This is a genomic window from Micromonospora chokoriensis, assembly GCF_000718555.1.
Taxonomy (GTDB): Bacteria; Actinomycetota; Actinomycetes; order Mycobacteriales; family Micromonosporaceae; genus Micromonospora; species Micromonospora chokoriensis_B.
In genome coordinates, this window is record NZ_JOAN01000019.1 from 121,257 (window position 1) to 132,816 (window position 11,560).

The 11,560-nt window shown below is 69.0% G+C and carries 10 protein-coding genes and 1 pseudogene; 10 read left to right on the forward strand and 1 reads right to left on the reverse strand.

All coding sequences use genetic code 11. The features are described 5' to 3' along the window. Nucleotides 1-18 precede the first annotated feature (18 nt). From IF46_RS0124415 to IF46_RS0124445, 7 genes are all read left to right on the forward strand, one after another. A complete protein-coding gene (locus tag IF46_RS0124415) occupies nt 19-795 on the forward strand; it encodes an FkbM family methyltransferase (RefSeq protein ID WP_030490712.1) in 777 nt (258 codons plus the stop codon). Between the two features lie 49 nt (nt 796-844). Next, complete coding sequence (locus IF46_RS0124420) at nt 845-1,189, forward strand: cupin domain-containing protein (protein ID WP_030490713.1); 345 nt, start codon at nt 845-847, stop codon at nt 1,187-1,189. A gap of 164 nt (nt 1,190-1,353) precedes the next feature. Then, nucleotides 1,354-1,773: an ASCH domain-containing protein gene (locus IF46_RS0124425; protein WP_030490714.1), complete on the forward strand. Its 420-nt coding sequence runs from the start codon at nt 1,354-1,356 to the stop codon at nt 1,771-1,773. Nucleotides 1,774-1,838: 65 nt separating this feature from the next. After that, on the forward strand, nt 1,839-2,603 hold the full coding sequence (locus IF46_RS0124430; protein WP_232234147.1) for an ABC transporter ATP-binding protein: 765 nt from the start codon (nt 1,839-1,841) through the stop codon (nt 2,601-2,603). Further along, nucleotides 2,600-4,450 (forward strand): hypothetical protein, encoded by a 1,851-nt coding sequence (locus IF46_RS0124435; protein ID WP_157563417.1) that lies wholly within the window; start codon nt 2,600-2,602, stop codon nt 4,448-4,450. The genes IF46_RS0124430 and IF46_RS0124435 overlap by 4 nt, the downstream gene beginning before the upstream one ends. Before the next feature lie 306 nt (nt 4,451-4,756). Next, nucleotides 4,757-5,770 (forward strand): helix-turn-helix domain-containing protein, encoded by a 1,014-nt coding sequence (locus IF46_RS0124440; RefSeq protein WP_157563420.1) that lies wholly within the window; start codon nt 4,757-4,759, stop codon nt 5,768-5,770. A gap of 125 nt (nt 5,771-5,895) precedes the next feature. Beyond that, nucleotides 5,896-6,279 carry a hypothetical protein gene (locus IF46_RS0124445; protein WP_157563423.1) on the forward strand — a complete coding sequence of 128 codons (384 nt, stop codon included), beginning with the start codon at nt 5,896-5,898 and terminating at the stop codon, nt 6,277-6,279. A gap of 103 nt (nt 6,280-6,382) precedes the next feature. Here IF46_RS0124445 and IF46_RS0124450 read toward each other — a convergent pair whose 3' ends face one another. After that, nucleotides 6,383-7,087, reverse strand: a complete 705-nt coding sequence (locus IF46_RS0124450; RefSeq protein ID WP_030490719.1) for a permease-like cell division protein FtsX — start codon at nt 7,085-7,087, stop codon at nt 6,383-6,385. A 111-nt stretch (nt 7,088-7,198) separates the two neighbouring features. On the opposite strand from IF46_RS0124450, the gene IF46_RS0124455 reads away from it, so the two are divergent. The 3 genes and pseudogenes from IF46_RS0124455 to IF46_RS32785 form a co-directional block, all read left to right on the forward strand. Beyond that, on the forward strand, nt 7,199-7,996 hold the full coding sequence (locus IF46_RS0124455; RefSeq protein WP_030490720.1) for a PrsW family intramembrane metalloprotease: 798 nt from the start codon (nt 7,199-7,201) through the stop codon (nt 7,994-7,996). A gap of 145 nt (nt 7,997-8,141) precedes the next feature. Further along, nucleotides 8,142-11,129: a molybdopterin-dependent oxidoreductase gene (locus IF46_RS0124460; RefSeq protein ID WP_051724133.1), complete on the forward strand. Its 2,988-nt coding sequence runs from the start codon at nt 8,142-8,144 to the stop codon at nt 11,127-11,129. Nucleotides 11,130-11,132: 3 nt separating this feature from the next. Beyond that, a pseudogene (locus IF46_RS32785) lies at nt 11,133-11,560 on the forward strand (4Fe-4S ferredoxin); the annotation flags it as partial.

Here is an 11,560-nt window from a genome sequence, read left to right on the forward strand (position 1 = left end):
CGGACTGGACCCACACAGATGACGGCTACCACCGACTCCAGGATCGCCGCGCTCCGAACCGATCCGACCCTGTCCCTGCTGCACCGCTCGCTGGACGTCTATTACGGCGATCCTGAGCGGGACGGGAGAATGGACGCCTTCTACTCCCGCTTCGTCAGCGGTGGGGACCTCGTCTTCGACATCGGCTCCCACGTCGGCGACCACATCGGCAGTTTCCGCCGCCTCGGGGCCCGGGTCGTCGCCGTGGAGCCACAGCCGCTGTGCCTGCGTGCTCTGCGCGCGATCTACGCCGACGACGACCAGGTGACCCTTGTCGACGCCGCGTGCGGCGCGTTCCCCGGGCGCACCCGGTTGCACGTCAACTCCGCCAACCCCACCGTGTCGACCGTCTCGCCCGACTTCGTCCGGGCGGCGAAGGGCGCAGGCGGGTGGGAGAGCGAGGTGTGGGATGCCGACATCGAGGTCCCGGTGGTCACCGTCGACGCCCTGATCGAGACGTACGGCGTGCCGACCTTCGCCAAGATCGACGTTGAGGGTTTCGAGGACGAGGTGCTGGCCGGTCTGAGTCGCCCCCTGCCCGCGCTCTCGTTCGAGTTCACCACCATCGCGCGTGCGGTCGCCTACCGGTGTCTCGATCGCCTGACCGCGCTCGGCTTCGACGGCTTCGACGTCGCGTTGGGCGACAACAAGTCGATGACGTTCCAGCGCTGGATATCCGCGACCGACATGGCGACCCACCTGCACGACCTGCCACACGCGGCGAACTCCGGCGACGTGTACTGCGTGCCCGATTGAGCCAGCTCATACCTGGCACCGGCTTCGATGCAGGCTCTAGGCTTCCGACATGCTGATCATCGAAGGCGCGGGCCGGTGGACCGCACCCACCGGGGCCGCCAACGACTGGATCGAAAACCTGAGAGTGCCGGATCTGTCGGTGGGAACGTACTGCATCCCGGCCGGCGGTCTCGACGATCAGAGCCCACACACCGAGGATGAGATCTACGTGGTCACTGCGGGGCGGGCCCGGATCGTGACCCCGGACGGCGCGGCTGAGGTGGGCCCGGGTTCGGTGATCTTCGTGCCGGCTGGCGAGGATCACCGGTTCGACGAGGTGACCGAGGATTTGGCGCTGCTGGTGGTCTTCGGCCCGGCGTACGGCTCGCGCGCTCCGGCTCGGCCAGCCGAGTAGACCCGATCGAGCACCTCTTCTCGAGGGACGAACAGCATGGCCTGGCGGGTTCGTACAGACGCGGACCGCTCCACAGCGGGTGCAGCTCACCCGCGGTCAGTGCCCCGCCGCGAGCTTGTCGACGAGGGGCCGGCTCGGCGCACCGGATCGCGTAGCCTCCCCGCATGGACCTCGATGATCTTCCGCTTGCCGAGTTCGCCTTTCCGGGGCCGCTGCGGGACAAGCTCGTGGGTGCGATCCTGTCCGGGGCGAAGACATCGACGACGGGTCTACTGGTCGGGTACGAGTGCGCTGACGAGCCGCTGCCCGCGGTGGGTCAACTGTCCGCGGTGGTGGACTCCGCAGGCCGGCGGGTCGCGGTCATCGAGTTGACCGACGTACGGGTGATCCGGCTCGCGGACGTCGACCTGCAACACGCCCTCGACGAGGGCGAGGGTGACGAGTCGCTGGCGCAGTGGCGTGCGGGGCACGAGGCCTTCTGGCACAGCGCGGAGGTGCGCGCTGAGCTGGGCAACCCCGACTTCACTGTGGACGACGACACACGCGTGGTGACCGAACGCTTCCGGGTGGTGCGCCTCGTCTGAGCGATTCTGTCCGCTCTGGTCAAGAGCGGGCCACGCCGTCGGGCATGGGCACCTATGCTCGGCGCGTGATCCCCCCGGCACTCGAGATCCGTAGCCTGGTCAAGACCTTCGCGGCGCATCGCGCGGTGGACGGTATCGATCTGACCGTCCACCCCGGCACCTTCCACGGCATCGTCGGGCCTAACGGTGCCGGTAAGTCCACCACCATCGGGATGGCTGTCGGGCTGGTCACTCCGGACTCCGGGCAGATCCGGATCCTCGGCCACGACGCTTTGCGCGACCGCGGCCTCACCCGAGCACTGACCGGGGTACTGCCCGACGGCCTCGACTTCCCGGAACGCCTCACCGGCGCCGAGCTGCTGCGCTACAGCGCCGGCCTGCGCGGGCTGAACCGGGCCGCGGCCACCGACCGTGTCGCCGAACTGATCGACGTGCTCGGCCTGGCCAAGGGCGCCGGCACGCCACTGGCCGACTGCTCCACCGGCACCCGCAAGAAGCTCGGCCTCGCCCAGGCGCTACTGCACGCGCCTCGGCTGCTCGTGCTCGACGAACCGTTCGAGGCGGTCGACCCGGTCTCCGCGGCCACCATCCGCCGGGTGCTGCGTCGATTCGTGGCCGGCGGCGGCACCTGCGTGCTCTCCACCCACTCGATGCTGCTGGTCGAGCAGATGTGCGACGAGGTCACCGTCATCCATCAGGGACGGGTCGTCGCTGGCGGGCCGGTCGCCGAGGTCGCCGCCGGCAGCAGCCTCGAAGACCGGTTCGTCGAGTTGGTCGGGGCCGAAGCCTCCGGCAGCGCCGGCCTGGACTGGCTGACCGAGGCACGATGAGCGTGGAACCCTTCGCCTCCGGCCCACGTGCCGGCACCCTCGCCGTGATCGCGGTGCCGGCCCGTATGCGCGCGACGATGCTGCGTCGCTCGCTGCGCGAGCATCCCGGACCCGCCGTGGCCGGCCTGGTCGGTCTGCTCGCCGCCGGCTGGCTGATCCGGTACGCGCTCCACGGCGACCAGCACACCCTCGGCCTGTTGGCGGGGGCGTGGGTTCTCGGTTGGATCGTGTTGCCGCTGCTGCTCGGCGGCGGGCGTGGCCAGGTCCGTCCGGCTCACCTGCGGTTGGAGCCGATCGGCGGCGTCCCGGCCGCGATGGGTCTGCTCGCCGCGTCGGCGATCGGCATCGGCCCGGCCGTCTCGCTGGTGGCGCTCGCCGCGTTGCCGGTGCACGCCGCGCGGTACGGTGCCGTCGCGGTCCTCGTCACCGCCTGCGGCGCGGTGCTGCTCTGGCTGCTCGGGCTGATCGGCTCGGCCATCGCGCTGGAGGTCGTCGGCCACGCCGGCGGCCCGACCGGGGCGCTGCTCACCGGCATCTTCACCGGTACGGCGATGGGTGTCGCCGGGTCGCTCTGGGCGGTCTTCCCGTGGGTGTCGGTCCTGCTCGTGGCAGCGCCGCAGGAGGTGGTCCGGGGCATGGCGTACGTGCCGAGCGGCTGGCCGATCACCGCCGTGACCGGGCCAACCGGGCAAGGGGTGCGCGTGATGGCGACCCTGGTAGGCATCGTGGTGCTCTGCGCCGCCGCGTACCTCATGCTTGTGCGGAGGGTGATCACCACGGGCGTGCCGTTCCGGCCGCGCGGGACCACGGCGGCGTCACCGCCCGGAGATGGGCGTAGCCAGCGCGGCTGGCGGGAGTGGATGCCAGCCGCGACGCGGGCGGTCGCGGGCCGTGAGTTGCGGGCCTGGACGCGGCATCCGCTGCGGTTGCAGTATCTGGCGTTCGCGGTGGTGTACGGGGCGCTGCTCGCCGGGCTGCCGCTGCTGTCCGACGTGGACCTGCTGCTGCCGTGGGCGGGGCCTCTCGCCGTGCTCGGCGCGGCGGCGATGTCGGCCGGGCTGGTCGGACTGGACGGCACCGCGTTGTGGCTGCCGCTCACCTCGCCGGGTGGCGAACGGGCCGAGGTCCGGGGTCGGGCCTTGGCCTGGCTGGTGCTGGTCACCCCGATCGGGGTGCTGCTCGCCATCGCCGGTGTCCTCCTCGCGCCAGACGTCGACCCGCTGGCCGCGCTCTCCACCCTGCCCGCTCTGCTCGGCGCAGGCGCGGCGGTGCCGGTGTGGGTGTCGCTGCTGCGCGTGCGGCCGGTGGCTGACCCGCGGCACCCCACCTCGGCCGACAACCCGACCGACATTGTCAGCGTGCTGGTTGCCACTGCGGCTGGGCTGCTCGCCGCCGCGCCGGTGCTCGCCCTGGTGATCTGGGGCCCGTCGGAGGTGGCGCCGCTGCTGCCACTGGTCGGGCTGTTCAGCGGCGCCGCCGCCTGGCGGGGCGGCATCTGGTTGGCCGACGAACGCCTCACCCGACGCGGGCCCGACGTGCTCGCCGCAGCCGGCCAGCGGAGCCGGCCACCGGATACGGTGCTCCCGCTGACCTGGGACGCGCAGTGGTATCGGGAGAACAAGTCGACCGCGTGGGCGTTGGGGTTGCTGACGGCGGGGTGGATCCCGGTGATCCCCCAGGGGGTGATGCCGTTGGCGTTCGGGATCGACAGCGGGTGGATCGTGGCCGGCCACCTGAGCGGGAGCGCGCACACGGCGGTGGGGCTGGCAATGGTCGGGCTGGGTGTCGTGATGCTGCTCGCCGGCCTGGTGCTGTGGGACCGCCGACCGCAGCCGGGTGGCTCTTGAGTCCATAGCTCTGGCGCGCTCGGCGGGAGCTGCTCTTCGCCATTGATGAGCAGGGCGTCTACCTGGGCCAGGATGGCTTTGGCCGGCCGGCAATGCGCGTACCGTGGTCCAACATCGACTGCATAGTCCACTTCCGAGGTCGAACGTGGACGACAGGCAGTAGGCCAGCTACGAAGTGGTTCCACACCATCCCCTTGCCGCCGAAATGGCTTGCCGCGAATGCCGGACTTCGCGAGGGGTGACTCTCTCCCGGGTGAACGGGACACAACACTGATCAGAGGGCGCTTAGAGTGGCGTTGCGGCTGATTGTCGGCGCTCTCGCGGTCTACCGGCAGATGGGGGGCGGGCGTGCGAGTGGCTCAGTTCCGTACGGCCGATCTTCCTGCCGGCGATCGTTTCGCCGCCTGGCACGAGATGACGTCCAAGGCACACGTCAGCACCGCCATCAGCACCGACAGGGCGGAAGACTTCGCGGCGACCATCAATCTGCTGGACCTTGGCTCCGTCCAGGTCTCGGCGCTGACCTACCCGCCGCTACGAGCGAGCCGGACAACGAAGCTGATCCGCCAGTCAGATCCGGGGCTCTATCTCGTGTCTGTGACCCTCGGAGGCAGGGTCGGCTTCGGTCACGCGGGGCGCGAGACCGTCGTCGACACCGGTGAACTCACCTTCATCGACGCGTCCCTGCCCGGCGTCGTCGTCAACGACGTGCCACTCACACAGATGGTTATCCAGATCCCCAAGGATCATCTGCCGTTGCGGCCACGCCTGGTGGAGCGGGCACTGGCCAGGCCCATGCCAGCTCGACGCGGTCTCGGATCTCTCATGACGAGCTTCGTGGGACAGCTGATGATGTCGGCGCGGGAGCTCACCCCGGCCGATGGCGCCCGGCTGACGGCGGTAGTTCTCGACCTCGTCGCCTGCCTACTCGCCGGTCAGCTCGACGAGCCCACGATGGTGAGCGAATCCCGGCAGCAGCTTCTCCAGAGGAGAGTCTTCAGCTTCATCGAGCAGCGGGTTGGCGATCCGACGCTTACCCCGGCGGTCATCGCGGCCGCCCACCAGATCTCGGTGCGGACCCTGCACCTTCTGTTTCAGGACGAAGGGCTGACCGTGTCCGGGTGGATCCGGAGCCAGCGGCTCGACCGCTGCTGCCGGGACCTGGCCGACCCCGCCAGCGACTCGCGGCCGGTCCACGCGATCGGCGCCCGGTGGGGATTCATCAACGCCGCCGGGTTCAACCGGGCCTTCCGCCGCGCGTACGGGCTGCCGCCTGGCGACTATCGCCGCCAGCTCCAGCAGGGCAGACAACTGCGCTGACGGTCAACGGCACTGCGCCCGCTGCCAACGACACCCGCCCCTCCGGACATCGACAATGTTGTTCGACGGATCGCATCCGTGACGATTCGGATGCGGTGTAGTGGCCTTACGGGGGAGGTAGATTCATGCTGAGACTAGGTATGTCCAACCAGGTCAAACGGATTTCGGTAGTAGCTGCCGCCGTACTCGTGGCGACCTTCGCGGTGGGAGTCAGCCCGGCGCAGGCCCTGCCTACGGGCTGTTTCAACGACTACAACGGGCTGTCCACCGGATACGCCTACTGCACCGGTGGCAGCGGCGAATATCGCGCCGTGACCCGGTGCGACAACTGGCCCTGGTTCGACTACACCAGGTATGGCCAATGGCGTCGACCCGGCACGGCCAGCAACGCGGTCTGTGACAGCGGCGACCAGGCGTACAACGTCACCCGGGAGGCCAGAGAGGGCGGCGGCATGTGCAGCATGCCACAGACGGCCACCCGTGAGGCCGACTACGTGACTCTCTGCTAATCGCGTAACGCCGCCCTGATCCGTGGGCGTCCCGGCCTATCGAGGGCGGGGCGCCCACGGCCATAGATACTTCCGTTTCGCCTCGCCGTCGAAGGGCGGGCGTTTACAGCATTGCCAGTGGAACGAAACGTACGCCGTCGACGCCGGCGAGCTTCAGCAGATCGGACACCCCAGCCCCGTTCCTGGTCAGCGGCATCTCGAACCGCCACGAATCGTGGGTCATCTTCGGTTGGAGTCGCGTGGCCAGGTCGCCCTTGCCCCGGCACCGCTTGCGCAGACGCTCGTACGCGGCGTCGTGGCCCTCGAACCTGGTCGACTTCGTGGACGGCAGTGCCCGGACAGCCTGCTCGACGACGGCTCGTTGTTCGCTGTCCGCCGAGGGCTTGAACTGGACGATGATTCCGATCCGCGATGGAAGCGGGTCAACGTCCGCGATCCTGAGCGCGACGTCGTCAACACCGTCAACCTCAGCCATGAGCAGTTCGACTGCCTCGGCGATCGAAGCGTCGGTGACGGTGGCGTGCACCAACTCTGGCGCGTACTCCGGCTTGAGGTTCGCCAGCAGCTCGGGCTGATCCTTCCAATCGACCTTGGAGCGCTCGTACACCTGATCGCGGGTTTCGAAAGTCACCCCATCGACACTTGGCATCGACCGGAGTTGGGTTTGCACGGCGTCTTTCTGTTCCGCCGTCACGTCGCGGTCCAGGAAGACCGTCAGCGCCACGTCCCCGGTCTCCGCGGGCTTCGAGGTGCAGGTGGACAGGAGCAGCAGGAGTGCGAATGCCAGTAACGGTGCCACGCGACGCATGGGAGCAGAGCGTAGGCGACCGCGGAGCGGGCGGCGTGCCCGTTACGGAGTCGTCAGGATCTCAGCGTCGTGGCTAGCCTTCGGTAACCTCGATCCGCCAGACTGCGCGGTATGGGTGATCGTTTGCGCCGGTGGGCGTGGGTCGGAGTGCTCGTCATCGGGCTGGTCCTTTATCTGGCGGTGCTGCGGACTCTCGTCAGCACCAAGAATCCGAACTTCGTGCCCGCGTTGATCCTGCTTGGGGCCACGCTGGTGCCGCTGACATTCCTGACGTTCGCGCAGGCCCGCACCGGGCGGTGGCAGGTGCCGGCGTCGGTGTTGGTGACGTCGGCGTTCTTTGGCGGTGTGATCGGCACGGTGGTCGCCGGCACCCTGGAGTACGACACCCTGCGCGGCCTCGGCACCCTGCCGATGCTGTTCGTGGCGCTGATCGAGGAGTCGGCGAAGCTGATCGTCCCGGTGGTGCTGCTGTTCACGGTCGTGGCCCAGCATCGGCGTCGGGTGCCCTCGGACGGGCTGATCATCGGTGTCGCGGCCGGCATGGGTTTCGCCGCCTTGGAGACGATGGGCTACGCCTTCACCGCGCTGCTGAGTTCGCAGGGCAACATCGGCGCGGTGGAGCAGACGTTGTTCATTCGTGGTCTGACGGCACCCGCCGGTCACACCGCCTGGACCGGGCTCACCGCGGGCGCGCTCTGGGCGTTGTTGGCGAGCCCGAGCGTCGGTCGGCTCTTCGGGTTCATCGGCACGTTCCTGGGTGTCGTCGTCCTGCACACCCTCTGGGACACGTTCTCCGGCTCGTTGGTCTTCGTCGTGTTGGCGATCATCAGCATCGGCTGGTTGTTCTGGGAGCTGCGCCGCTACCGGACCTTCGGCGAGCAGAGCCTCGGCGAGTTGCAACCGCACTGACCCTCGCCGTACTCCATGCCTCTCCCGGCCTACCCGAAAAGGCCGGGGGAGGCATGACTGTTTGTGATCCCGCTGCGACCCGGCCGGCACCTCATCTAACGTCAGAGTGTTCATATTTGGCGTGATTGGTCGGGAAGGTGCGGCGATGGGGGTGCGGAGCTGGTTCGAGGGCTGGCCGGTGTACCGGCAGCTCACCGGCACGGACCCGTTGGGGCGGGGTGCCGCGGCGAAGTCCGATGGGTCCCGCGCGCTCACCGCCCGCACCGACACCGCCGATTCGATGGCCCGGTCCGTCTGCCCGTACTGCGCCGTGGGTTGTGGTCAGCGGGTGTTCGTGAAGGACGGGCGGGTCAGTCAGATCGAGGGTGATCCGGACAGCCCGATCTCGCGGGGTCGGCTCTGCCCGAAGGGTTCGGCGAGCAAGAGTCTGGTCACCAGCCCGTTGCGGCAGACGAAGGTCCGCTACCGCCGCCCGTACGGCACCGAGTGGGAAGACCTCGACCTCGACACGGCGCTGAACATGATCGCCGATCGGGTCCTGGCCGCTCGGGACGAGACCTGGGAGGACGTCGACGCCGAGGGTCGACCGCTCAACCGGACGTTGGGTATCTCCAGTCTGGGTGGGGCGACGCTGGACAACGAGGAGAACTACCTCATCAAGAAGTTGTTCACCGCGATGGGGGCGCTCCAGATCGAGAACCAGGCTCGTGCCGACTCGTACCTGCCGATCCGGGCGGGCTCGGACATCGCGCTGCTCGGCGGGGTGATCCGCTACATCCTGGACAACGAGCTGGACTTCCGGGAGTACGTCGTCGCCTACACCAACGCGGCGACGATCGTGACCGAGGAGTACGCCGACACCGAGGACCTGCACGGCCTGTTCTCCGGCTTCAACGACGACAACGCCACCTACGACCAGGCCAGTTGGCGCTACGAGGGCCACGCGCAGAACCAGACGACCCGCGACAGTGAGACGCAGCGGGAGACCGCGGCCGGGCTGGAGCACGAGTCGCACGGCGCACCGGTCGGCGGCGAGACCGAGCGCGACGAGACGTTGCAGCACCCGCGCTGCGTCTACCAGATCCTCAAACGGCACTACGCCCGCTACACGCCCGAGATGGTGGAGCGGGTCTGTGGCATCTCGCCGGAGAAGTTCCTGGAGCTGGCGCAGGCGTGGACGGCGAACTCTGGCCGGGACCGTACCGGCATGCTCGTCTACTCGGTGGGCTGGACGCAGCACAGCGTCGGTGTGCAGTACATCCGGGCCGGCGCGATCATCCAGCTGCTGCTGGGCAACATGGGTCGCCCGGGCGGCGGGATCATGGCCCTGCGTGGCCACGCCAGCATCCAGGGCTCGACCGACATCCCGACACTGTTCAACCTGCTGCCCGGCTACCTGCCGATGCCGCACCACGCCAATCACCCGACCTTGGACAAGTGGGTGGACAGCATCGCCCACCCGGGCCAGAAGGGCTTCTGGGGCAACGCCCGCACCTACGGCGTCAACCTGCTCAAGGCGTACTGGGGCGATGCCGCCACCGCCGACAACGACTACTGCTATGGCTACATGCCCCGAATGACCGGCGACCACGGCACCTACCAGCAGGTACTCGACATGATCGACGGGAAGATCAAGGGGTACTTCCTGCTCGGGCAGAACCCGGCGGTCGGCTCGGCGCACGGTCGCGCGCAGCGGCTCGGGATGGCCAACCTCGACTGGTTGGTGGTCCGCGACCTGTTCGAGATCGAGAGCGCGACGTTCTGGAAGAACGCGCCGGAGATCGAGACCGGCGAGATCGTGACGAAGGAGTGCCGCACGGAGGTGTTCTTCCTGCCCGCCGCGTCGCACGTGGAGAAGGAGGGCACGTTCACGCAGACGCAGCGCCTGGTGCAGTGGCGGGAGAAGGCCGTCGAGCCGCCGGGCGACGCCCGCTCCGAACTGTGGTTCTTCTACCACCTCGGGCGCGTCATCCGGGAACGGCTGGCGACGTCGACCAAGCCGCGCGACCGGGCACTGCTCGACCTCACCTGGGACTACCCCACGCACGGTGCGACAGTCGAGCCGAGCGCCGAGGCGGTGCTGCGGGAGATCAACGGGTACGACGTGGCGACCGGCCGCCTCCTGTCGTCGTTCACCGAGATGAAGGACGACGGCTCCACCGTCGGCGGCTGCTGGATCTACACCGGGGTGTACGCCGACGGCGTCAACCAGGCCGCCCGGCGCAAACCCGGCGCGGAGCAGTCCCTGGTGGCCCCGGAGTGGGGTTGGGCGTGGCCGGCGAACCGGCGCATCCTCTACAACCGTGCCTCCGCCGACCCGGACGGCAACCCGTGGAGCGAGCGCAAGCGCTACGTCTGGTGGGATGCGGAGAAGGCCGAGTGGACCGGTTACGGTATCGCCGGCGACGACCCGTTCATCCTTCAGGGCGACGGCAAGGGCTGGTTGTACGCGCCGACGGGCGTGCTCGACGGGCCGATGCCCACCCACTACGAGCCGGTCGAGTCGCCGGTGCGCAACCCGCTCTACCGGCAGCAGGCCAACCCGACCCGCAAGGTCTACACCCATCCGATAAACACGCTCAACCCGAGCCCGCCGGAGCCGCACAGCCAGGTGTTCCCGTACGTGTTCACGGTCAGCCGACTCACCGAGCACCACACCGCCGGTGGAATGAGCCGGACCGTGTCGCCGCTGGCCGAGCTGCAACCGGAGATGTTCGTCGAAGTGTCGCCGGAGTTGGCGGCCGAACGCGGCCTCGACCATCTGGGCTGGGCGCACGTGGTGACCGCACGCGCGGCCATCGAGGCGCGGGTGCTGGTGACCGACCGGCTCACCCCGCTGCGGGTGGACGGTCGGATCATCCACCAGGTCTGGTTGCCGTACCACTGGGGGTTTGAGGGTCTGGTGACCGGCGACTCGGCCAACGATCTGTTCGGCATCAGCCTGGACCCGAACGTCCTGATCCAGGAGAGCAAGGTCGGCACCTGCGACATCCAGCCCGGGCGCCGCCCTCGTGGCCTGGAGTTGCAGGCACTCGTCATCGGCTACCGACGGCGGTCCGGGGACCTCAGCCCGAACTACCCACCGCAGGTCACGACCGACTCCGCCGACAGCGGCCCGGACCAGGAGGTCTGACCCATGCCCCACGCCAACGCCCTGTACGGCCCGCTGGACCCGGCACCGGACGCCGGCTGGCCGGCGGAGCAGCCCCGGATGGGGTTCTTCACCGACACCAGCGTCTGCATTGGCTGTAAGGCCTGCGAGGTCGCCTGCAAGGAGTGGAACGGCGTTCCGCAGAGCGGCCTGGACCTGCTCGGCATGTCGTACGACAACACCCAACCCGGATGGGCCGGCGATCAGCCCGGTGACGGCGGCGATCGGCGCGCGGACCAGCTCCGACACCGGCACGACGCCGGGCCTGCCCACCGGCTCGCCCGCGGCGGCAGCCCGGATGTCGGCCGGCCCGGAGTTCCTGGGGATGCCGGGGGCGCAGCCGCCGGGGCGGGGCACGGGTGCGGAGGAGCGTACGGATTTCCGGTGGTTGATGATGTCGGATGTCTGTAAGC

Coding starts and splice junctions, on each gene's coding strand:
- IF46_RS0124445 (WP_157563423.1), top strand. CDS start 5,896: ATGCTGAGACTAGGTATGTCCAACCAGGTCAAACGGATTTCGGTAGTA.
- IF46_RS0124460 (WP_051724133.1), top strand. CDS start 8,142: ATGGGGGTGCGGAGCTGGTTCGAGGGCTGGCCGGTGTACCGGCAGCTC.
- IF46_RS0124435 (WP_157563417.1), top strand. CDS start 2,600: ATGAGCGTGGAACCCTTCGCCTCCGGCCCACGTGCCGGCACCCTCGCC.
- IF46_RS0124455 (WP_030490720.1), top strand. CDS start 7,199: ATGGGTGATCGTTTGCGCCGGTGGGCGTGGGTCGGAGTGCTCGTCATC.
- IF46_RS0124425 (WP_030490714.1), top strand. CDS start 1,354: ATGGACCTCGATGATCTTCCGCTTGCCGAGTTCGCCTTTCCGGGGCCG.
- IF46_RS0124415 (WP_030490712.1), top strand. CDS start 19: ATGACGGCTACCACCGACTCCAGGATCGCCGCGCTCCGAACCGATCCG.
- IF46_RS0124420 (WP_030490713.1), top strand. CDS start 845: ATGCTGATCATCGAAGGCGCGGGCCGGTGGACCGCACCCACCGGGGCC.
- IF46_RS0124450 (WP_030490719.1), bottom strand. CDS start 7,087: ATGCGTCGCGTGGCACCGTTACTGGCATTCGCACTCCTGCTGCTCCTG.